General features: G+C 66.5%; 22 protein-coding genes and 1 tRNA gene. 2 read left to right on the forward strand and 21 right to left on the reverse strand.

Annotation, left to right across the window (positions count from 1 at the left end):
- The first annotated feature begins 3 nt into the window (after positions 1-3).
- Both LQ772_RS07745 and LQ772_RS07750 read left to right on the forward strand, forming a co-directional pair.
- A complete protein-coding gene (locus LQ772_RS07745) occupies positions 4-378 on the forward strand; it encodes a response regulator (protein ID WP_231325496.1) in 375 nt (124 codons plus the stop codon).
- Positions 379-567: 189 nt separating this feature from the next.
- Positions 568-2,130 carry an MASE1 domain-containing protein gene (locus tag LQ772_RS07750; protein ID WP_231325498.1) on the forward strand — a complete coding sequence of 521 codons (1,563 nt, stop codon included), beginning with the start codon at positions 568-570 and terminating at the stop codon, positions 2,128-2,130.
- A 39-nt stretch (positions 2,131-2,169) separates the two neighbouring features.
- Here the strand turns inward: LQ772_RS07750 and LQ772_RS07755 are convergent, their stop codons facing one another.
- The 21 genes from LQ772_RS07755 to LQ772_RS07855 all read right to left on the reverse strand — a co-directional run bounded on the left by LQ772_RS07755 (position 2,170) and on the right by LQ772_RS07855 (position 20,144).
- The gene (locus tag LQ772_RS07755) at positions 2,170-2,658 is read right to left on the reverse strand and encodes a hypothetical protein (RefSeq protein WP_231325500.1); all 489 of its coding nucleotides are present in this window, start codon (positions 2,656-2,658) and stop codon (positions 2,170-2,172) included.
- Positions 2,659-2,895: 237 nt separating this feature from the next.
- Positions 2,896-2,981, reverse strand: a tRNA-Leu gene (locus LQ772_RS07760).
- 24 nt (positions 2,982-3,005) lie between these two features.
- Positions 3,006-3,587 (reverse strand): cysteine dioxygenase family protein, encoded by a 582-nt coding sequence (locus tag LQ772_RS07765; RefSeq protein ID WP_231325502.1) that lies wholly within the window; start codon positions 3,585-3,587, stop codon positions 3,006-3,008.
- 76 nt (positions 3,588-3,663) lie between these two features.
- A complete protein-coding gene (gene metX / locus LQ772_RS07770) occupies positions 3,664-4,794 on the reverse strand; it encodes a homoserine O-acetyltransferase MetX (RefSeq protein WP_231325504.1) in 1,131 nt (376 codons plus the stop codon).
- Positions 4,791-5,822, reverse strand: coding sequence for a tetratricopeptide repeat protein (locus LQ772_RS07775; protein WP_231325506.1), 1,032 nt, complete (start codon positions 5,820-5,822; stop codon positions 4,791-4,793). The genes metX and LQ772_RS07775 overlap by 4 nt, the downstream gene beginning before the upstream one ends.
- Positions 5,819-6,340 (reverse strand): cytochrome c-type biogenesis protein, encoded by a 522-nt coding sequence (locus LQ772_RS07780; RefSeq protein ID WP_425600828.1) that lies wholly within the window; start codon positions 6,338-6,340, stop codon positions 5,819-5,821. The genes LQ772_RS07775 and LQ772_RS07780 overlap by 4 nt, the downstream gene beginning before the upstream one ends.
- The gene (locus LQ772_RS07785) at positions 6,337-6,879 is read right to left on the reverse strand and encodes a DsbE family thiol:disulfide interchange protein (RefSeq protein ID WP_231325507.1); all 543 of its coding nucleotides are present in this window, start codon (positions 6,877-6,879) and stop codon (positions 6,337-6,339) included. The genes LQ772_RS07780 and LQ772_RS07785 overlap by 4 nt, the downstream gene beginning before the upstream one ends.
- Positions 6,876-8,852, reverse strand: coding sequence for a heme lyase CcmF/NrfE family subunit (locus tag LQ772_RS07790; protein WP_231325509.1), 1,977 nt, complete (start codon positions 8,850-8,852; stop codon positions 6,876-6,878). The genes LQ772_RS07785 and LQ772_RS07790 overlap by 4 nt, the downstream gene beginning before the upstream one ends.
- Complete coding sequence (gene ccmE / locus LQ772_RS07795; RefSeq protein ID WP_231325511.1) at positions 8,849-9,307, reverse strand: cytochrome c maturation protein CcmE; 459 nt, start codon at positions 9,305-9,307, stop codon at positions 8,849-8,851. The genes LQ772_RS07790 and ccmE overlap by 4 nt, the downstream gene beginning before the upstream one ends.
- Positions 9,304-9,498: a heme exporter protein CcmD gene (gene ccmD, locus LQ772_RS07800; RefSeq protein WP_231325512.1), complete on the reverse strand. Its 195-nt coding sequence runs from the start codon at positions 9,496-9,498 to the stop codon at positions 9,304-9,306. The genes ccmE and ccmD overlap by 4 nt, the downstream gene beginning before the upstream one ends.
- Positions 9,495-10,265, reverse strand: coding sequence for a heme ABC transporter permease (locus LQ772_RS07805; protein WP_231325514.1), 771 nt, complete (start codon positions 10,263-10,265; stop codon positions 9,495-9,497). The genes ccmD and LQ772_RS07805 overlap by 4 nt, the downstream gene beginning before the upstream one ends.
- Positions 10,266-10,269: 4 nt before the next feature.
- A complete protein-coding gene (gene ccmB / locus LQ772_RS07810; protein WP_231325516.1) occupies positions 10,270-10,956 on the reverse strand; it encodes a heme exporter protein CcmB in 687 nt (228 codons plus the stop codon).
- Between the two features lie 36 nt (positions 10,957-10,992).
- Positions 10,993-11,625 carry a cytochrome c biogenesis heme-transporting ATPase CcmA gene (gene ccmA / locus LQ772_RS07815; RefSeq protein ID WP_231325518.1) on the reverse strand — a complete coding sequence of 211 codons (633 nt, stop codon included), beginning with the start codon at positions 11,623-11,625 and terminating at the stop codon, positions 10,993-10,995.
- A 147-nt stretch (positions 11,626-11,772) separates the two neighbouring features.
- Positions 11,773-12,177, reverse strand: coding sequence for a DUF3293 domain-containing protein (locus tag LQ772_RS07820; RefSeq protein WP_231325519.1), 405 nt, complete (start codon positions 12,175-12,177; stop codon positions 11,773-11,775).
- A complete protein-coding gene (locus LQ772_RS07825) occupies positions 12,170-13,570 on the reverse strand; it encodes an FAD-dependent oxidoreductase (protein WP_231325521.1) in 1,401 nt (466 codons plus the stop codon). The genes LQ772_RS07820 and LQ772_RS07825 overlap by 8 nt, the downstream gene beginning before the upstream one ends.
- 305 nt (positions 13,571-13,875) lie before the next feature.
- Positions 13,876-14,352, reverse strand: a complete 477-nt coding sequence (phaR, locus tag LQ772_RS07830; protein ID WP_231325523.1) for a polyhydroxyalkanoate synthesis repressor PhaR — start codon at positions 14,350-14,352, stop codon at positions 13,876-13,878.
- A gap of 88 nt (positions 14,353-14,440) precedes the next feature.
- Positions 14,441-15,994, reverse strand: coding sequence for a DHA2 family efflux MFS transporter permease subunit (locus LQ772_RS07835; protein WP_231325525.1), 1,554 nt, complete (start codon positions 15,992-15,994; stop codon positions 14,441-14,443).
- A gap of 17 nt (positions 15,995-16,011) precedes the next feature.
- The gene (locus tag LQ772_RS07840; RefSeq protein WP_231325526.1) at positions 16,012-17,208 is read right to left on the reverse strand and encodes an HlyD/EmrA/EmrK family protein; all 1,197 of its coding nucleotides are present in this window, start codon (positions 17,206-17,208) and stop codon (positions 16,012-16,014) included.
- Entirely contained in the window at positions 17,195-18,670 is a 1,476-nt protein-coding gene (locus LQ772_RS07845; protein ID WP_231325528.1) for an efflux transporter outer membrane subunit, read from the reverse strand. The genes LQ772_RS07840 and LQ772_RS07845 overlap by 14 nt, the downstream gene beginning before the upstream one ends.
- Positions 18,667-19,203, reverse strand: coding sequence for a MarR family winged helix-turn-helix transcriptional regulator (locus tag LQ772_RS07850; protein ID WP_231325530.1), 537 nt, complete (start codon positions 19,201-19,203; stop codon positions 18,667-18,669). Before LQ772_RS07850 ends, LQ772_RS07845 begins: the two co-directional genes overlap by 4 nt.
- Positions 19,204-19,325: 122 nt before the next feature.
- Positions 19,326-20,144 carry a TatD family hydrolase gene (locus LQ772_RS07855; protein WP_231325532.1) on the reverse strand — a complete coding sequence of 273 codons (819 nt, stop codon included), beginning with the start codon at positions 20,142-20,144 and terminating at the stop codon, positions 19,326-19,328.
- Positions 20,145-20,264: the final 120 nt, after the last annotated feature.

The raw sequence follows: 20,264 nt of genomic DNA on the forward strand, positions 1-20,264 counted from the left end.
CCAATGGAAAAGACGTCCGGCCCCTGGCGGATTCTGCTGGTCGAAGACGAGATGCTGGTGGCCATGTTGCTGGAAGACATGCTTTCCGAGGCCGGCCACACCATCATCGGGCCGATGGCGCGCATCGAACAGGCGGTGGAAGCCGCTCGCAGGGAAGCGATCGATCTGGCGATCCTGGACGTGAACGTCGGGGGCGACGAGGTGTACCCCGTCGCGGAGGCCCTGGCGGCCCGCGAGATCCCCTTCGCCTTCGCCACCGGCTATGGCGCCCATGGCTTGCGCGAACCCTGGCAGGAACGCCCCACCCTGCAGAAGCCATTCCACCGAAACGACCTGTTCCGGATGGTGGCCGAGCTCGCATCGTCCTATTCTTGCTAGGCCTTCGATCTCGTCGCCGCCATACGTGGAAGCAACGGAGCCTTGCTTCGGTTAGGATCGGGACTGGCCGGATTCATCGCGATTTCACGCGGAATTCGGTTGATTTATACGGATGAACGCTCTGAGCAGGTGGGGCTCGGGATGCCGGGGGAAGGGAAGATGCCACGGGAACTATGGAAGCGCGCCTGGATGCGCCAGGTCGCCGTAGCCGCCGCCTACGCGCTTGCATATAGCGCAGCGCATCACCTGTCCTTCTCCCACTGGGCAGTGTTTGCCGGCGTCCGACTCAGCGCGTTGCTGTTCGTTCCGTATCGCTACTGGCCCGCGCTCGCCGTCGGCGAGGGAGCGGCGCTGGTCGGCAACGCCGTGGATTGCGCAAGCGTATACGGCTGGCTGTGGGGCAGCACGTACATGGTGCCGCCGATGCTGTTCGCCATGCCGGTCGCGCGCTGGTGCCGGGAACGCCGGCGTCTTTTCCCCACGCCATCCACGACGAATACCAACGTCCTGCTGCTGACGATCTTCCTGGTCGCCCTTATCGGAACGACCGTGAACATGGCCACGTATTCGATGATGCGCGGCGTGGAGGTCGATCATTTCGAGGTCAAGATGCTGGTGGTCGCCGGCTGGTACTTCGTGGGCAACTACATGGGCATGCTCGCCCTCGTGCCCGTTGTCTTGCTTGTGCGCGAGGCATTGGCCACCAGCGATGGAGCCGGGCTTTGGACACGCTTTTCGGAAAGCCTTCTGGTCATGGACACGGCGTGCTTGCTGCTTCCGTCGCTGGCATTGCTGGTCTGGCTGGCATCGAGTGTCCCAGGCGAGGCCGGGGAAGAAGCCAGGGTCGCGATGTTCCTGCCCGTGGCGTGGCTCTCGCTGCGACATGGTTGGCGCGGAGCTGCCGTAGGTGGGACCGTAGCCAGTATCGCGGTCGTGCTTTCGATGCCGGCAGTCGAAGATAGCGACACGCTGCACGCGCAGGTGTTCGTTGCCTTTACTACCACCACCATGCTGATGCTCGGCGGGCGCATTGCAGCGCTACACGAAAGAGAGGATCGCAAGCTGACAGACGCCCGCATGGCGTTTGCGGTGGCCCAGCGCAACATTTCCCTGGGTGAATTGCAGCTGCGGCAAACCTCCCACGCCCTCGAGCAGATGAGCGGTCTCATCCAGGCTTCCTATGCCCAGCTGCTTGGCAGGCTGCGTTGTCTGCTGCCCGGGACCGACGAGCGCAGCTACTGTCGGCAAGCGGCGATCACGCAGCATCAGATGTACCGGCTCGCTGATTCGCTGTATCCCTTGGCCTGGCAGGAGCGAGGTTTGCGGGCCGCGCTGCGCGAGGGAGCGATGCCGCGCGCGCTGGACGAGGCGGGCATCGCCTATTGGTGCAACATCAGGGGCGCCGAACTCGACGAGTTGTCCAACGGTCTGCGCATCGCGCTTTACCGGCTGGCGTGCGAGGCCGTAACCCTCGCCTGTTCAAAGCGAAACGTCAGCCGCATCAGCTTGCAGCTGCGATGCGGGTCCTTTGGAGGACGTCGCTGGGCGGTACTCTGCGTGGATTCCCTGGTCGACTACGCCCAGCTAGGCAAGGTGCGTTGGGACGATCTGTTTCCCGCACTGGGGGGCAGTGGCCTCGGCTTGGGAGCCATCAAGGACAGGGCGATCATCTTCGAGGGAAGGGCGCGGGAACGAGCGTTGGGGGGCGGCCAGCGCGTCAGCGTCATACTCTACGATCCTGACATTTCATAAAACAAAAAAAACCGCCTTTCGAGGCGGTTTTTTTTTCTGTCAATTCAGGTGGCCATTGCATTCGGCCGGATTATCGCACGGGGACACAAGGCTGGTCGTCGTAAGCGGTGATACCGAGAAACGCGTGGTCCCATCGCTCATCGGTACGGCGTCGAGCTGGATATCGCCATCCTTGTACACGGTTTCGGTGTAGGAGGTCAGCGGTACCGCCGTGGTGTCCGCAGCCAACGATTGCTGTGGCGTGGAAACACGCTGGGCATCGCGCCCCATGGGAAGAACCAGGAACTGGCCGCCGGCGGTGCCGAATGCGACACGAACATTACCGCTGGTGTCGTTGACCTGTATGTAGTGAATTCCGTTATTGGCGAATACATATACATGCCAATGCTCATTTGCGCTTACATCCTGTGCATTGGGCCAAGCCTGTCCCAGACCTTCATTGAGGGGCGCTGCCGACACGGCGGTGCCCGCAATCCCCATGGCGATCAGGCTCGCACAAATGGCGCGACGAAACGAAGATTTGCTCATGACAATTTTCCCCTAGTTGATTGCTCACTGATTGAGCTTCGCCACTCTATCAGCAGCAAAAGTGATCTTTTTGAGAAGTCGCGAGTGCTAATGCAAACCTGTGCGGCGGTTGTCGCGGTGGTGGACCGCGGGTTTCCAATTGCAGCGTCCGGCACGTCGACTGATGGATGACCGTTTTCTCGCAATGCCGGACAAAAAAAAGCCCGCGCGTGGCGGGCTCTTTCGATACGGATCTTGTGGTACCGGTGATAGGACTCGAACCTACACTCTGTCGCCAGAAGCGGATTTTGAGTCCGCCGCGTCTACCATTCCGCCACACCGGCACAAGAAGGGGGATTATGCCCGGCTCAGTGCACCGGGTCGAGTCCCAGTTGGCGCTCGCAGCGCTCGTAGCCGTGATCCTCGGGCAGTGGCCGGAAGATCGCGCAGCGGGTCATGTTGCCCGCATAGATGTGCAGGCTGACCGCGATGGCGTCTTCGCTGGGGTTGCGGATCGTGTGGTATTCGTGCGGCGGGATCAGGCTGCCCGCCGATCCTGGACCAGCCTGGATCGAACCGACAGGCTGGAAGCGGCAATGGCCGTTCTCGTCGGCGAGTCGCTCGTATTGCACCACCTCCAGCGCGCCGCTCCAGACGCCCTCGACGCACCACATGCCGCAGTGGTCGTGGATCGGCGTCCCCTGTCCGGGGCCCCAGGTCATCGCCACGACGCAGTAGCCGTGTTTCTCGCTGCGGTAGAGCTCACGTCGGGCGTAGCGGCCTTCGGCGGTCTCGAACACGCAATCGGGCAGCTTGACTGCACCGGTGCGCATCAGCTTGCACAGGCCGTTGCGCAGGGTGTCGGTGACGGCAAAGGTGGTTTCCATGCCGACGGCATGATCGATCGCATCGATCAGTTCGCGGCAGCCGGGAAATTCCGTAGTGAGCATGGGGATTCTCGCGGTGCGACTTCACGCGGAGTTTAGCGCACGACTGTTAGCCAGCCGAGACGGACTCGTCAGGGATTCACACACGGGCGAGGAAGCCACCGATGGCGCGGCTGTAGTTGGGAATGTCCACGAGGAAGGCGTCGTGGCCCTGCGGCGAGTCCAGCGCCACGAATTCCACCTGGGCGCCGGCGGCCGAAAGCCCGGTGGCGATCTGTTCCTGCTGTTCGAGCGGAAACAGGATGTCGGTGCTGACGCCGATCACAAGCGCGCGCTCGATCCGGATGCGCTTGAGGCCTTCCATGATGTCGCCACCACCGTACTCGCCGATGTCGAACCAGTCGCTGGCGCGCGACAGATAGAGGTAGGAGTTGGGATCGAAGCTGCGCACGAAGCGTTGCGCGTGGCCCTGCAGGTAGGACTCGACCTGGAACTCGAAACCGAACGGCTCCTCCTCGCGCTTTTCCGGATCCAGCCGGATGCGCGCGAATCGGCCGTTCCATTCCATCGCGGATCGGTAGGTGATCACGCCCAGCTTACGCGCGATGCTCATGCCCATCTCGGGATAGCGGCCACCGTCGCTGTCATGGATGTCGTAGTCACCGCCGTTCCACTGCGGATCGAGCCGGATCGCCTCGCGTTGCAGCGAGCGGATGGCGATGGCGAAGGGTTGCGCCTGCGGCGCGGTGTCCACGCTGATGTGCGCGCGCACGCTATCCGGGTGCAGGACCATATAGGCCAGCGCGCCCATCCCGCCCATCGAACAGCCGATGAGGCAGGCCAGCTGTTCGATGCCGAGGCCGTTGCGCACCAGATCGAAGGCGGCGTTGGCGACATCCTCCAGCGCCAGCTCCGGGAAGCGCAGACGGTAGGGCTCGCCGGTGGCCGGGTCGATCGAAGCCGGGCAGGTCGAGCCCTTGTCGCTGCCCAGCGAGTTCACGCAGATCACGAACCATCGATCGGTGTCGATCGCCTTGCCCGGACCGAGCATCTCCTCCCACCAGCCGGGCGTCGGGTCGTCTGCGTTGGAGGCGGCGTGCGCACTGGGCGAGAGACCGGTGAGGATCAGCACGGCGTTGTCGCGGTTCTGCCTCAGCTGACCCCAGGTTTCGTACGCGACCCGCGCCCCCTGCAACTGGCCGCCGCGCTTCATCGCGAATGGCGAGGGCAGGGCATGGTGGCGACGGGCGTCGGGCGCGTGCGTGGTCATGGGTGGACCTTGTCGATGACGATCCGGATCGGCCCGGTCTGATCCACCGCCACCACGCCGGCATCCCCCTCCAGGTCGCCGGCCTGGGCGATGGCCTGGCCGCTGGCGCTGATTCGCGCGCCGACGAGCACCTTGTCCGCCGAGGAGAGCTTCAGCTGCGGCGCCATCGCCATGGCGTCGGTCAGCGTGACCGTGGTTGGCAACTGCGAAGCCTCCAGCCGTGCCACGGCAAGCGGCATCGGTGGTCCCCGTTCGGCGCGCGCGTAGACGAAAAGCGCGGCGCCGGGCTTGAGCTTGTCGCGCAACGCGGGGGCAAGCTGCACCTTCACCGTGAGGCGGGGGCCTTCGACGTTGGTGGCGGAGGCCGGTTTCCCGCCGGCACGCGCTTCGGCCACGGCGATCTGCTCGGTCACCGCCTTGGCCACGTTGGAGCCCGGCTCCAACAATGGTTGCAGGCGGCGCCAGGTGGCGGCCGAGGCGGCGTAATCCTCGTGCTGGAACTGGCTGATGCCGAGCAGCCAAAGACCGCGCTGGTTGGCTGGATCGGACTGCACCGCCTGCTTGAGCAGATCGAGGGCACGGCCCTCGATGCGGTGGTCGTCGCGAACCATCGAATCGGCCTCGGCCCATCCGACCATCGCCGCGCCATTCTTCGGATCCAGGCGCAGCGCCTGGTCGTAGGCTTCGCGCGCTTGCGCGTTCTGGTGAAGGGCCGCCTCGGTCTGTGCCAGCAACATCCAGCCCTGCAGGTCACCCGGCTGCTGCTTGAGATGGTCGCGCAGCTCGGTGACAGCCTGGTCGATGTCCATCGACGGCTGTGCCGCAACGCCGTCGAGTGCCACCGGCGTTCCCACCAGCAGATAGATCCCGCCAGCGGCCAGGGGCACGACGAAGGCGACCGCCAGCACCACTGCGAACAGGCCGCCAGGGCGGCCCTGGCGCCGACCGTGCCGCACCAGTGGCCAGAGCAGCAGCGCGAGCGCCGCCGCGATCATCGCGGCAGCGATCAGGTAGAACGCGAGCTTCACCAATCGTCCCCTTGTTCGATCGTGGCGTTGTCGACCAGCCGGCTGTCGATGCGTGTGGCGCGGCCGCGCTTGCGGATGGTCATCAGTACGACCGCGCCACCCATCAGCAGGAACAACGCGGGACCGAACCAGAGCAGCCAGGTGGACGGCTTGACCGGCGGGTCGTACAGCACGAAGTCGGAGTACCGGTCGACCAGGTATTGCTTGATCTGGTCATCCGTCTTGCCCTGCTGCATCAGGCCGAACACCTCATGGCGCAGATCGCGCGCCAGGTCGGCGTTGGAGTCGGCGAGGTTCTCGTTCTGGCAGACCAGGCAGCGCAGCTGGCGCGTCAGGTTCTGGAATCGGATTTCCTGGGCGTGATCCTTGAAGGGCAGCGGGTCGATCGCCTGGGCGTTGGCCATGCCCGAGAACGCGATGAACAGCGCGAAGAGCAACTGCAGGAGCGCCCCCGGGCGCGGCCCGCATGCCGCGCGCCCGCGCCCAAGGGCACTCCGGCAGGGAAGCAGGACGCTCATGGCGCCTCCTGCTTGAGCTGCGCGATCAGCGGCTTGAGCTCGCGCTCGATCACTTCGGGCGTGAACGGCCCGATGTGCTTGTAGCGGATCGTACCCCTGGCATCGATCAGGAAGCTTTCCGGCGCGCCGTACACGCCAAAGTCGATAGCGGTGCGGCCGGGCTGGTCGGCGATCACCATGTCGTACGGATTGCCGTGCTGGGCAAGCCAGGCCTTGGCATCCTCGGGCGCGTCCTTGTAATCGTAACCGACCAATGGAACCCCCAGAGTGCGGCCTTCGGCCATGAGCACCGGATGCTCCTCGCCGCAGGCGATGCACCAGCTGGCGAACACGTTGACCAGGTAAGGCTTGCCCAGCATCGAGGCCTTGCTGACCGTCCTGGCCGGGTCGTCCAGCAACGGCAGAACGAACTCGGGCGCCGGCTTGCCGATCAGTGGCGATGGCACCTCGCGCGGGTCATGCCGGGTGTTCCACCAGATGCCGAAACCAAACAGACCCACCAGCATCAGGAAGCCGATCAGCGGCAGCGAACGGCTCATGCACGTGATTCCTCGACCGGGAGGACGGGCTCGGCCGGAACCTTGGCGGCCGAGCGTCTGGCCCGGAAGCGCTTGTCCGCGCCGGCCACGAAACCGCCCAGCATCATGAACAGGCCACCTGCCCAGATCCAGCGCACGAACGGCTTGGCGTAGAGCCGCAGCGCCCAGGCGCCTTCGAGCTTGTTCGGATCCATTGGCTCGCCGAGGGCCACATAGAGATCGCGGGTGACGCCCGGGTCGATCGCCGATTCGGTCTGCACCTGACCGCGCGGATAGGTACGCTTCTGCGGGTGCATGACGTCGATCGTCTTGCCGTCACGCATCACCGTGACCGTGCCTTGCTCGGCATGCCAGTTGGGACCGCGGGTGGCGTCCACGCCATCGAAGCGGAACGTGTAGGCGCCCACGGTCTGCGTATCGCCCGGCGCCATGCGCACGTCGCGGGTGACGCTCAGGGACTCGGACAGCAGCACGCCGACAAGGAACACGCCCAGGCCGAAATGCGCCAGCAGCATGCCGGCCATCTCGGCGGGGTAGCGCCGCCCGCGCGGCATCTCGCGCCAGCGCTTGTAGACGTAAAGCAGCGTTCCGACGCCGCACCACACCGCCGCTGCCACGCCGGCGATCGCCTTCGCCTGGCCCTGCACGAAGAACGCGGCCACGATCGCGCACGCGACCGCGGCGATCGTCACCCGCAGCAGCACGCTCTTGAGCGGGCCGGCCTCGCTCTTGCCCCAGCGCAGGAACGGACCGAACGGCAACAACAGGACCACCGGCAGCATCAGCAGCGGGAACAGGAAGCCGAAGTAGGGCGGGCCGACCGATATCTTGCCCAGGTGCAGCGCGTCCCCGATCAGCGGGAACAGCGTGCCCAGCAGCACCATGGCAGCGGCCACGGTGAACATCAGGTTGGCGATCAGGATCACCGTCTCCCGCGAGAGCAACGCGAACGACTTGCCGCCGGCGACTTTCGGCGCACGCACCGCGTACAGCAGCAGCGAACCGCCGATCACGATCGCCAGGAAGGCCAGGATGTACAGGCCGCGGCGCGGGTCGGAGGCGAACGCATGCACGCTGGTCAGCACGCCCGAGCGCACCAGGAAGGTACCCAGCAGCGACAGCGAGAAAGCGAAGATCGAAAGCAGGATCGTCCATGCGCGGAGTGAACCGCGCTTCTCGGTCACCGCCTGCGCATGGATCAGCGCCACGCCCACCAGCCACGGCATGAAACTGGCGTTCTCGACCGGATCCCAGAACCACCAACCACCCCAGCCCAGCTCCGCGTAGGCCCACCAGCTGCCGGCGACGATGCCGCAGGTGAGGAACGCCCAGGCGGCGTTGGTCCACGGTCGGGCCCAACGCACCCAGCCCTGTTCCAGCGAGCCGCCCAGCAGCGCGGCGATGGAGAAGGCGAAGGCCACCGAGAAGCCCACGTAGCCCATGTACAGAACGGGCGGGTGGAAGGTCATGCCTGGGTCCTGCAGCACCGGGTTCAGGTCGCCACCGTCAGGCGGCATGGGCAACAGGCGCGCGAAGGGATTGGAGGTGAAGACGATGAAGGCCAGGAAGCCGACCGCCACGATGCCGAGCACGCCCAGCACGCGCGCCAGGAACTCCTCCGGCAACTGGCGGCTGAAGGCGGCCAGTGCGACCGTCCAGACGTTGAGGATCAGCACCCACAGCAGCATCGAACCTTCGTGCGCGCCCCATACCGCAGCGATGCGGTAGTACCAGGGCAGGGCAAGGTTCGAGTTGTCGGCTACGTACTGGACCGAGAAATCGAACGTCAGAAACGCCCACACCAGCAGGCCGAACGCCAGCGCCACGAATACCGCCTGGCCTGCGGCGGCCGGGCGCGCGGTGGCCATCAGCGCGCGATTGCCGCGCCAGGCGCCGACCAGCGGAAGCACGCCTTGCGCCAGGGCGAGCAGCATGGCGAGGATGAGGGCGAGCTGGCCAAGTTCGGGAGTCATTGCGGGGCCTCGTTGGCAGCCACGGTCTTGCCGTGGTGCGCCTTCTCCATGGCGTCCTTCAGTTCCTTGGGCATGTAGGTTTCATCGTGCTTGGCCAGCACTTCGGTGGCCACGAAATGACCGTCAGCCATGTGTCCCGTGGCGATCACCGACTGGTTGTCGCGGAACAGGTCCGGAAGGATGCCGGTGTACTCGACCGGCATCGCGCCGTCGGCGTCGATGACGGTGAAGCCGACCTTGAGCGACTCGCCCGAGCGCTCGATCGAGCCTGCCTTGACCATGCCCCCAAGGCGGAAGGTCTTGTACGCCTCGGCCTGGCCGGCGCGCACCTGGCTCGGGGTAAACAGGTAGTTCATGTTCTGCTGCAGGGCGAACACGGTCAGCCCCACCGCCACCACGGCGGCGGCGAGCACGAGCAGGACGATGATCAGGCGGCGTTTGCGGGTCGGGTTCATGGATTCACGGCGGGCGAGGCGGCGCGTTGCTGGCGCGCCGTTTGACGCGCCAGTCGGGCGCGAAGTTCACGCAAGTTGCGGCGGCGGCGCAGCAGCGGGGAAATGAAATCGGCCAGCAGCACGATGAAAAACACGGCATAAGCCGGCCACACGTATGCGGCGTAACCGCCCATGGCGAGGAACTGGCTCATGCCTGTTCTCCCGAGGCCTGTCCGCCGGTGGCGATCCTGCGCACCCAGTCCTTGCCGCCTTCGAGCTCCAGCAGGTCCGCGCGCACGCGTCCGAACAGGCTGGCCACGTAGTACAGCTTGGTCGCCAGCATCATGGTCAGCAGCGGCCACAACATGTCCATGCTGATCTTGGAGGGGCCAAGGATGCGTACGGTCGAGCCCTGGTGCAGCGTGTTCCACCAGTTCACCGAGAAGTGCACGATCGGCACGTTGATGATGCCGATGATGGCCAGGAACGCGGCGGCCCGGGCGCCTTGCCGGCGGTCCTCGAAGGCGTGGTACAGCCCGATCACGCCCAGGTACAGGAACAGCAGCACCAGCTCGGAGGTCAGTCGTGCGTCCCAGGTCCACCAGGTGCCCCACATCGGCTTGCCCCACAGCGAACCGGTAACCAGGGTGATGAAGGTGAACGCTGCGCCGATCGGCGCCGATTCCATGGCCACCGCTTCGGCCAGCTTGATGCGCCAGACCAGGGCGATGAACGAAGCCACCGCCATCACGCCATAGATGAACAGCCCCATCCACGCGCTGGGCACGTGGATGAAGATGATCCGGTAGGCGTCGCCCTGCTGGTAATCAGCGGGCGCCAACACCAGTCCGCCGTACAGGCCGATCGCGCCGGCGATCAGCGCCAGCGCCAGGAACCATGGCCGCAGCGTGCCGGCGAAGCGGTAGAAGATCGGCGGCGAGCCGAGCTTGTGCAGCCAGAGGGGAATCCACTTGGACATGGTGTCAGGCGTCCAAAGCAATGCGAAGGGCGGCGGCGCAGGCGAGCGGTGCAAGCACCAGGGCCAGGGCGAGCGCCGCACCGAGCCAGGCGATCGGGGCAACCCAAGGTAACCCCTGTTGGGCGGCCGCGACCGCACCTGCGGCAAAGATGACCACCGGCACGCAGAGTGGCAGCAGCATCAGGGCGAGCAGCATACCAGAGCGCCGCGTTCCGGCCGTCAGCGCGACCAGCACCGCGCCCAGCAGGCTGAGCATCGGCGTGGCCAGCAGCAACGCCAGCATGAGTACGCCCATCACCGGCACGGGCAGGTGCAGCATGCCGGCCAGCAGCGGTGCGATCACGATCAGCGGAAGCGCGGTGGTGAGCCAGTGGGCGAGAATCTTCATCGCCAGCATCATCGCCAGCGGCTGGGGTGCAAGCACCAGTTGCTCCAGCGAACCGTCCTCGATGTCGCTGCGGAACATGGCATCGAGCGCCAGCAGCATGGCCAGCAGCACGGTGACCAGCACTACACCGCCGGCGATGCGCTGAAGCAGGGCATCCTCCGGCCCGAGCGCGAACGGAAAGAGCGTGGCCACGATCAACGCGTACAGCACCGGCATGGCTATGTCGCCACGGCGGCGCCAGGCGAGCGTGAGGTCTCGCCGCAGCACGGCCGCGCAGGCGACCGCAAGCGAGGCCCGGCTCATGCAGGCAGCTCCGGTGTCGGTGACGAACCAACCATCTCAAACATGCATGCGGATCCGCTTCGGTTCGCCGCCGTGGAAGCTCACCGCGCCGTGGCTGGTGACGAGCGCCGCGCCGCCCTCGGCGATGTGCGTTTCCAGCAGCCGGTTGACCAGCGCGATGCCTGCGCGGTCCAGGTTCGCGTACGGCTCGTCCAGCAACCACAGGGCCGCCGGCAGCAGCAACAACCGCGCCAGTGCGGCGCGCTTCTTCTGGCCCGCGGACAAGCGACGTACGGGTTCGTCCTCGTAGCCGGCCAGGCCGACCTCGCCCAGCACGGACGCCGCGCTGCGGCCCTCGCGCGTGCCATGCAGGCCGGCGACGATGTGCAGGTTCTCGCGCGGGCTCATGTCCATCTTCAGGCCGAGCTGATGGCCCAGGAACAGCACCTCGCTCGCGCAGGCGTCGCGGCTCCAGCGCTGTCCGCGCCACTGAAGTTCGCCCTCGCCGATGTGCAGCAGGCCGGCCAGCAGGCGCAGCAGGGTGGTCTTGCCGCTCCCGTTGTCGCCTTCGACCAGCGCCAGTTCGCCTGCGTGCAGGGCGAAATCCAGCGGGCCGAACACCGGCTCGTCGGCGCGCAGAAAGGACAGGCCCCGCGCTTGCAGCAGCGGGATGGCGTGGGCGGAGGTCATCCCGGGGATTGTCCGCAATGCGTGCGTAACTTGTCCATGCGGTGTGGAGGCGCACCCGGGAAGGCTCCGGACGCTGATTGGGCCTTCCCCCGCCTGCGGGGGAAGGCGCCGAAAGACGGATGGGAGCGCCTTGCCGGAAGGTCGCAATCAGCCCAACCGCAACTCCGCAACCCCCGCCCCGTGCCCGAACAGCCAGGCGTTCTGTCCGTACCGGTCGCCCAGGCGCTCCAGCGCCTCCGGGCCGATGCCCACGATCCAGAAGCTCGGTTCGCGCCAGCCATCGGTGCCCATGCCCAGTGCCGGATGGACCTCGAGCGAGGTATCGGCCCGCAGGTCGGCCAGCAGGCGCCGTTCGGCCGCGCGGTTCACCGTCGGCGGCACTGGCCTGGAACGCGGGTTCCAGGCGGTGAAAAAGCCCCAGTCGCGGTTGCCGGCCAGCGGTCGTAATGCGACCGGCAACGGCTCGCCGATCCGGATGGTGGCGGCGCCGCCCGAGCGCAGGCGCACGCGATAGGCGCTGCGGCAGTAGGCTTTCAGCAATTCCTCATCCATGGCGCAGCGGCGGCAGGGGCGGCAGCGTGGCTTTGAGGGTGGCCACGGCGGCGTCCAGGTCGACCGAGGCCACATCGTTGGAATCGCGCAGCAACTGCTCCAGCAGCACATCCTGCGCACCTCCACGCTCGAGCGCGTAGGCGTAGGGCAGGTGGGTGAAGGTAACCATGCGGTAGCGCGCCATGAAGTGCTCCGGCGCCCGCGCAGCCAGGCGCGAGGCAAGTTCGCGCTTGGCCAGATAGCGGGGATCGGCTACCGAATCGCGCATTTCGACGTAGTTTTCCAATGCCATGGCGGCGATCGCGTCGGCGTTGGGCTGGCGGATGCGCTGGAACTCGGCGAAGGCTTCGACCGGACCGTTGCCCTCCAGCAGCTCGGCCAACACCACCGTGTCCTCGAATCCGCAGTTCATGCCCTGGCCGTGGAAAGGCACGATGGCGTGGGCAGCGTCACCCACCAGCAACGCGCGGCCGCCGAGGTGCCAGCGCTCCAGGTAAAGCGTGGCAAGCGTGCCCACCGGATGGGCGTCGTAATCGTCGGCGAAGCTGGGCAGCAGGGGCAGCAGATCCGCGAAATCGTCCTGGAAGAACGCCTCGGCCGCGCGCGCATCCGGCACCGTGGCGAAGCTCGGGTGCGGTCCTTGCGTGGGCAGGAACAAGGTGACGGTGAAACTGCCCTCGGTGTTGGGCAAGGCGATGCACATGTAGCCGCCACGGGGCCAGATGTGCAGCGCGTTGGGTTCGATGGCGTACTGGTCGTGGCCGCCACTGTCGCGCAGCAGCGCGTGCGGCAACCGGGAAGCGGGCGGGATTTCCAGTTCCTTGTAGCCATGCCCCAGCCACTCGGTGCGCTCGCCCAGCGGGTGGTGGGCATTCATCGCCATGCGCAGCGCGGAGCCCGCGCCGTCGGCGCCGATCACTACCGGAGCATCGAGCTCACGTTCGATGCCATCGAGATCGGCCACGCGGATGCGGCCGGCATCGAAATCGGCCGAAACCAGGCCCTGGCCGAAATGGAAACGCACGCCAGCCGCCTCGGCGGCGTCCAGCAGCAGCATGTTGAGCCCGCCACGGGAGACAGACCAGATCACCTCGCTGTCGTCCACGCCGTAGCGCTGCAGGCCGCTGCGGCCGTCCGTGGTGTGCACCATTCGACCGCGCATCATCACGGCGTGCTGCAGTACGTCTTCGGCCAGCCCCGCACTGCGCAACGCCTGCAGGCCGCGTTCGGCCAGGGCCAGGTTGATCGAGCGACCGCCGAGGAAGCCGGCGACGCGCGGGTCGGGGCGCTTCTCGAACACATCCACGGCGAAACCGCGGCGCGCCAGCTGCTGGGCCAGCAGCGCGCCGACCAGGCCGCCGCCAATCAGGGTGATGGAAGGTTTGCTGCTCATGGGCGATCCGTTGCGGGCATCGCCGAACTGTTCCGCAAGCGGCGCGGGGTTGCAATGGCTCGCTTCCCCTCCTCCGAGGAAGGGCTGGGTGCGGCGCGCCTTTTGGCTCCCCCTCCCATCCGGGGAGAGGGTTGGGGTGAGGGGCAAGTCTTGCGAAGAAGGTGGTCAAAACGAGGTTGTCGATCGACAACCCTGGAGCGATGGCTCCCCGCGAGCCCCGGCCCCTCATCCCAACCTTCTCCCCGGAGGGGAGAAGGTGCGAATGTCGTCCCGGCGGACGGCTATTTATCTGATAAAGAGCTGGCTCAGCCCTTGGGGGTCTTGTTCGGCGGTGTCTGCGCGGCGGCGTCCAGGAAGCCGCGCTGCATGGTCTTCCAGGCATCCAGGTTGCGCTCGGTGAGCTCGTTGAGCATCGACCAGGGCGTTTGTCCCATCAGGCTGTTGAGCTGGGCGCGGAACTGCTGTTGCTGGTCGAGGAAGACCTGCAGGCTGCGCTCCAGATAAGGGCCCATGAACCCCTGCAACGAATCACCGTAAAAACGGATGATCTGGCTGAGCAGTTGGGGAGAGAGCATCGGCTGCCCCTTCTCCTCGTGCTCGGAGATGATCTGCAGAAGCACCGAGCGGGTCAGGTCCTCGCCGCTCTTGGCATCGCGGACCTCGAAGGTTTCGCCGTCCAGTACCAGCTGACGGACTTCTTCCAGCGTGATGTAGCTGGAAATCTCCGTGTCGTAGAGCCGGCGGTTCGGATACTTCTTGATGATGCGCAGTTTTTGTGCCATGCGGCACACGCTAGCAGAAGGTATTGCGCTGCACCAGACATCCATGCTGCACCCGCCGGTGCAGCAAAGAAACCCATGCCGCTACGCGTCAATGGCCTACCGCACCGCCCGCGCTGCCGAACGGCGGCCGGGCGAACCACAGGATCGGGATCAGCAGAACGAACAGCACCGCGCAGGCGAGGAATACGTCGTTCACCGCCAAAGTCAGCGATTCGCGGGTGACCAGCTGGTTAAGCAGACCGAGGCCCTGCGTGTGCGACATGCCCATGTGCGTTGCCTGCTGCAGAAAGCCGGTGGCGGCCGTGTGCGTGGTGTCGATGTTTTCGGTCAGCGTGGCGTGGTGGGTTTCGCCGCGGTGCTGCCACAGCGTCACCGTCACCGCGGTGGAGATGCTCGATCCCATCGTGCGGCAGAAGTTGGACAGGCCGGTGGCGCTGGCGATCTGCTCCGGCGGCAGGCCGGAGAGGTAGATCTGGTTGAGGGGGATGAAGAAGCAGGGAATGGCAATGCCCATCACGAAGCGCGGCCATACCAGTGACGAGAACGAGGCCAGGCTGTTGAACGTGGAGAACCAGTAGGACGTGATCGCAAACACGATGAAGGAGAACGTCACCACGCCGCGCAGGTCGAGCCGGTGCATGTTGCGGCCCAATATGGGCGCCATCAGGAAGGCCAGCACGCCCACCGGTGCGGTGGCCAGACCTGCCCAGGTGGCGGTGTAGTTGAGCGTCACCTGCAGCCACAGCGGGAACACCACGTTGATGCCGAAGAAGGCGAACATGCCGAGCGTCAGGGCAATCACGCCCACGGTGAAGTTGCGCTCCTTGAACAGCGCCAGGTCCACGATCGGGTGCTTGGCATGCAGTTCCCACACGATCAGGAAGGTGAGGCAGACCAGCGCGATGATCCCGAGCGTGGTGATCATCGGCGAGGCGAACCAGTCGTGGTCGTTGCCGTTATCCAGCATGAACTGCAGCGCGCCCACGCCGATCACCAGCAGTCCCAGCCCGACCGCGTCGATCGGCGTCTTGGCGGTCTTCGTCTCGCGCTTGTGCAGCAGGCCCCAGGTGATCACCGCCGCGGCCAGGCCCACCGGCAGGTTGATGTAGAAGATCCACGGCCATGAGAAGTTGTCGGTCAACCAGCCGCCCAGGATCGGGCCGAAGATCGGCGCGACCACCACGGTCATCGCCCACAGCGCCAGCGCGATCCCTTGCTTGGCTTTGGGATAGCTGGACAGCAACAGCGTGAGCGAAAGCGCCACCATCGGGCCGGAACCGGCGCCCTGCAGCAGGCGCGCGATCACCAGCAGCGGCATCGAGGTCGCCAGTCCGCACACCATCGAGAAGGTGACGAACAGCAGCACCGACACGACGAAGCTGCGCACCTCGCCGAATCGCCGCGCGATCCAGCCCGTCAACGGCTGCATGATCGCGCTGGCCAGCGCATAGGAGCTAATCGTCCAGGTGCCTTCGCTCGGGCTCACGCCCAGGCTGCCGGCGATGTGCGGCACGGCTACGTTGACGATGGTCATGTCCAGCACTTCCATGAAAGTGCTGAACGCGACGGCGATGGTGAGCAGTACCAGCGCGCTGCCGTGGAGGGGCGGCAGCGGCTTGGTGTCGTTGGGCGTGGCGGCCATGGGGCGGGGCCTTCAGGTTATTTGGCGGCGCGGGGCAGGTTGGCCTGGATGATGTGCCGGGCTTCGTCATCGGCCTTGTCCATCAGGCGGTCGTACACGCTCGTCTCGGCAACAGGCTGTTGCGCCGGCGCCTGCGCCAGCACTGGGCCGCGATCGTCGGAGATGTCCACGGTTACATCGGTCGACAGGCCCACGCGCAGCGGATGCTTGTCCAGCTCCTTGTTGTCCAGCGCGATGCGCACCGGCACGCGCTGCACCACCTTGATCCAGTTGCCGGTGGCGTTTTGCGCCGGCAGCAGCGAGAAGGCGCTGCCGGTGCCGGCGCCCAGGCCGACCACCTTGCCGTGATACTCGACGTCGCCACCATAGATGTCGGCCTCGACGGTCGCGGGCTGGCCGATACGGATATGCTGCAACTGGCCTTCCTTGAAGTTGGCGTCGATCCACAGATCGTGCAGCGGCACCACGGTCATCAACTGCTGGCCAGGCGCGATGCTGTTGCCCAGTTGCACGCTGCGCTGGGCCACATAGCCGGAGACCGGGGCCAGAATCGCGTTGCGCTGCGCGGCGATCCAGGCGGCGCGGAAATTGGCGCGGGCCTGCAACACGGATGGGTTCTCGGCCACATCCGTACCCTCGACTGCGGCGTGCGCGGCTGCGGCCTGCGCCTTGGCCGCATCCAGCCCGGCACGCGCCTGCGCCACGCCATCGCGCAGGTGCTGCACGATCTCGGGCGATTCGGCATGCGCGCCCAGCAGCGGCAAGTGGCGTTTGAGGTCGGCCTCCAGCTTGTCCAGCTCCAGCTTGCGCGCGGTCACCTGCGCATCGGCGCCGCTGGCCGAACTGGTCTGCTGGCGCACGCCGCGCACCGCCTGGGCCAGCGCGCTGCGCGCTTGCGCAAGACGAACCTGGGCATCGGTCGGGTCGAGCTTGACCAATACCTGGCCGGCCTCCACGCGCTGTGTGTCGTCGGCCATGATCGCCACCACGGTGCCGGGCACCTGCGCTGAGATCGTCACCTGGTTGCCGCCGACGTAGGCGTTGTCGGTCTTCTCGCGGTGCGAGAACACGAACAGCCACAGCAGCAACCAGATGAGCGCGACCAGGATGAACACGGCGGCCACGATGATCAGCGCCCGGCGCCGCTTGGCCGGGTTCTTGGCGGCCAGGCCGCTGTCGTTGTCGGCGTGCTTGTCGGCTTCAGTGGCGCTCATGGTCGACTCCGGGGGAAGGGGTGTTGGATGCGGTTTCGGAAGGGGCTTCGCTGCGGTAGCCGCCGCCGAGCGCCTTGATCAGCGCCAAATCGGTGGCCAACGCCTGCGCGTGGAGCTGGGTCTGCGCGTCGCGCTGCTGCAGCAGGACGAGTTCGGCGGCGAGGCTTTCGCGACCATCGCGCACACCCTGGCGCAGGCGCGCCTGGGCGTTGGCGAGCAGGCGCTCGTCCGCGGTCAGTTGCGCGTGTTGCTGCTTACGCTGCGCGGCCAGTTGCTCGGCTCCCAACGCCTGCGTGGCGACGTCGCGCGCGGCCGCCAGCACCGTGCTGCGGTACTGCGCCACGGCGCTGTCGAGCTGGGCGCGGCTGAGGCCATAGTTCGCCTCGAGTGCGCCGCCTTCGAAGATCGGCAGGTGCAGCGCCGGCGTCACCGCAAAGACGCGGCTGCCGGCGGTGAACAGCTTGCCCATGTCGATGCTGGACAGGCCAGCCAGCGCCGTGAGGCTGAGGTCCGGAAAGAACTGCGCGCGCGCCACGTCGGTCTGCTTGAGGGTCGCCTCGACCTGCCAGCGGCTGGCGGCGATGTCCGGACGACGGGCGACGAGATCGAGGCTGGCGTTGCCGGGAAGCCCCGGGGCGACCGCCGGCAGCGGGCGCGCCGTGAGCTCCGGCAACTGCGCCGGCGCCACGCCCAGCAACGAGGCGAGCACCACGCGATTGATCTTGGCCGCGCCCTCGATCGCGGTGCGCATCTGCCTCAGTTGAGCGAGCTGCGCCCGCGCCTGCTCGGCGGTGTCGGCCAGGTCGACGCCCTGGCGCACGCGCAACTGGGCGATGTGCAGCAGTTGTTCACCGGCGGCGATCGACCTGTCGGCGAGCGCAAGCCGGGCCTGGTCGGCCTGCCAGCCAAAGTAGGTGCTGGCAACGGCATATTGCAGTGCCAGTGCGGCCGCGCTGCGCTGTGCCTCGGCGGCGTGCGCCTGGTCCAGCGCCGCTTCCACCGTCGCCCGCTTCTTGCCCCACCAGTCGAATTCGTACTTCAACTGCACGCCGAGGTCGGCCTGGCTGTACCAGGTGAAGCCGAGGAATTGCGCGGGAATGAGGCCGTGCTCGCTCATACGCTGGCGCGAATACTGGACGTTGCCGTTGACCGTCAGCCCCATTTGCGCCGCGGCCAGCCGTGCGGACTCCTCGGCGCTCTGTACACGGCTCTGCGCCAGCGCGAGATCCGGCGCCTGGCGCAGGGCGCGGTCCATCAGGTCGTCGAGCTGCGGATCGTCATAGGCATGCCACCACTGCGCATCGGGCCAGCCGGCGCGAATGGCGGTTTCCAGGCCGGCGAGCGGCACGTCGTCGCGAAGTTGCGGCGAGGACAGCTTCGCCGGCGGCGTGGCGCACGCGACCAGCGCCAGCGCGATTGCCGCGGCCAGCGCGGTGCGAAGGCGGAGCAGGGCAGGTTTCATGGAACGTCCTTCGGGGAGGGGGTCTCGTCCAGCTGATCGAGGTTGTCGGCGAGCTTGCGCAGCAGGCGGCTGAAACTGCGCTTGTCGGCCTCGTTGAAACCAACGAATGCCGCGCTGACGCGCGGAAACAGGGGCGGCAGCAGCTTCTGCACGAAGCGCCGCCCGGCAGGGGTGATACGGATGACCACGCGGCGGCGGTCTTCCTCGCTGGCGCCACGCGTGATCAGCCTGCGCTTGACCAGCGCGTTGGCGATGCGGGTCATGTTGGTCGCGCCCTGCGAGGTGTATTCGCAGAGCTCGCCGGGCGTGGAACTGCCGTCGGGGCGGCTGTACAGGATCATCAGCGTGAGGAAATCGCTGTGGTTGATCTTGTTGGGTTTGAGCGCCTCTTCCACGGCTTCGTCGAAGGCATGGCCGACCATGAGCAGCAGACGGGTCAGACGCGCTTCGGTTGCTGGGATGTCGGGGATGACCTGGCTCACGCGGCCGATCCCCTCGTCCATCATTGCGATGCAGTCGCCCAGACGTGCCATTTCACCAGCTCATATTTCACCAGTGAACAAAAATAGCGCGGGCGCGAAAGACAGGCAAGTGCCGGTAGCGCCGTGGAATGGACCTTTCGCGCGACGCACGGGCGCGCGCGCAAGGTGCGCTTCTACAGCAACGCCGAGGGCGGGAGGCCGAACAGGCGGCAGGCGTTCGCCGTAGTGGCAGCGGCGACGGCCTCGGGGGTCTCGCCGCGCAGCTCGGCAATCGCCTGCAGCGTTTCCAGCATGCGAACCGGCTCGTTGCGCGTGCCCTGGCGCCCTGCGTTCGGCTGGTCGGGCGCGTCCGTTTCCAGTAACAGGCAATCGATCGGCATGTCCGAGACCAGGCGTCGCAGTCGCTTGGCGCGGGGATAGGTGATCGGGCCGCCGATGCCGAGCATGAAACCCATTTCGTAGAGCCGCTCGGCCTGCTGCTCGCTCCCCGCGAAACTGTGCACGACGCCACGAAGGTCGGGGAATCGCCGCAAGGCGAGCACGACCTCCTCGACCGCACGACGGGCGTGCACAATCACCGGCAAGCCGAGCTCCCCGGCCAGTGCCAATTGTTCCTCGAAGTAATGCTGCTGAAGGTCGCGGTCGAGTTCCTCCACGTAGAAGTCCAGCCCGATCTCGCCCAGCGCGACGGCGGTGCCGTGACCGAGGCGCTCGCGCAACAGTCGCAGATGCTCGGGACGGTGCCGCGAGAGGAACAGCGGATGCAGGCCGTAGGCCGGATAGAGTCCCTCGTGGCCTTGGCACAAGGCGTCGATGCGCGGCCAGCTCTCGGCGTCGATGCCCGGCACGATCATCTGCCGCACGCCCGCAGCGGCAGCGCACGCGAGGACCTGCGCGCGGTCGGTGTCGAAACTGGCGTCGTCGATGTGCACGTGGCTGTCGACCAGCCAGGGGCCGGGCCGGGACAGAGGCGGATGTGAGTGTTCCGTCACGCGTTCGTCACCTGGGTTGCGCGTAGGGAGGAATGTCTAGGCCGGATTCAGTATGGCGAAGGTTCAATGGTTCCGCAGGTGAATGGTGGACGCATGGCGCGCCCGCCACGCCGCAATGAA

Origin of the sequence: Frateuria edaphi, from assembly GCF_021117405.1 — a bacterium.
Lineage (GTDB): Bacteria > Pseudomonadota > Gammaproteobacteria > Xanthomonadales > Rhodanobacteraceae > Frateuria_A > Frateuria_A edaphi.

Coding starts and splice junctions, on each gene's coding strand:
- LQ772_RS07745 (WP_231325496.1), top strand. CDS start 4: ATGGAAAAGACGTCCGGCCCCTGGCGGATTCTGCTGGTCGAAGACGAG.
- LQ772_RS07750 (WP_231325498.1), top strand. CDS start 568: ATGCGCCAGGTCGCCGTAGCCGCCGCCTACGCGCTTGCATATAGCGCA.
- LQ772_RS07755 (WP_231325500.1), bottom strand. CDS start 2,658: ATGAGCAAATCTTCGTTTCGTCGCGCCATTTGTGCGAGCCTGATCGCC.
- LQ772_RS07765 (WP_231325502.1), bottom strand. CDS start 3,587: ATGCTCACTACGGAATTTCCCGGCTGCCGCGAACTGATCGATGCGATC.
- metX (WP_231325504.1), bottom strand. CDS start 4,794: ATGACCACGCACGCGCCCGACGCCCGTCGCCACCATGCCCTGCCCTCG.
- LQ772_RS07780 (WP_425600828.1), bottom strand. CDS start 6,340: ATGAGCGTCCTGCTTCCCTGCCGGAGTGCCCTTGGGCGCGGGCGCGCG.
- LQ772_RS07785 (WP_231325507.1), bottom strand. CDS start 6,879: ATGAGCCGTTCGCTGCCGCTGATCGGCTTCCTGATGCTGGTGGGTCTG.
- LQ772_RS07790 (WP_231325509.1), bottom strand. CDS start 8,852: ATGACTCCCGAACTTGGCCAGCTCGCCCTCATCCTCGCCATGCTGCTC.
- ccmE (WP_231325511.1), bottom strand. CDS start 9,307: ATGAACCCGACCCGCAAACGCCGCCTGATCATCGTCCTGCTCGTGCTC.
- ccmD (WP_231325512.1), bottom strand. CDS start 9,498: ATGAGCCAGTTCCTCGCCATGGGCGGTTACGCCGCATACGTGTGGCCG.
- LQ772_RS07805 (WP_231325514.1), bottom strand. CDS start 10,265: ATGTCCAAGTGGATTCCCCTCTGGCTGCACAAGCTCGGCTCGCCGCCG.
- ccmB (WP_231325516.1), bottom strand. CDS start 10,956: ATGAGCCGGGCCTCGCTTGCGGTCGCCTGCGCGGCCGTGCTGCGGCGA.
- ccmA (WP_231325518.1), bottom strand. CDS start 11,625: ATGACCTCCGCCCACGCCATCCCGCTGCTGCAAGCGCGGGGCCTGTCC.
- LQ772_RS07820 (WP_231325519.1), bottom strand. CDS start 12,177: ATGGATGAGGAATTGCTGAAAGCCTACTGCCGCAGCGCCTATCGCGTG.
- LQ772_RS07825 (WP_231325521.1), bottom strand. CDS start 13,570: ATGAGCAGCAAACCTTCCATCACCCTGATTGGCGGCGGCCTGGTCGGC.
- phaR (WP_231325523.1), bottom strand. CDS start 14,352: ATGGCACAAAAACTGCGCATCATCAAGAAGTATCCGAACCGCCGGCTC.
- LQ772_RS07835 (WP_231325525.1), bottom strand. CDS start 15,994: ATGGCCGCCACGCCCAACGACACCAAGCCGCTGCCGCCCCTCCACGGC.
- LQ772_RS07840 (WP_231325526.1), bottom strand. CDS start 17,208: ATGAGCGCCACTGAAGCCGACAAGCACGCCGACAACGACAGCGGCCTG.
- LQ772_RS07845 (WP_231325528.1), bottom strand. CDS start 18,670: ATGAAACCTGCCCTGCTCCGCCTTCGCACCGCGCTGGCCGCGGCAATC.
- LQ772_RS07850 (WP_231325530.1), bottom strand. CDS start 19,203: ATGGCACGTCTGGGCGACTGCATCGCAATGATGGACGAGGGGATCGGC.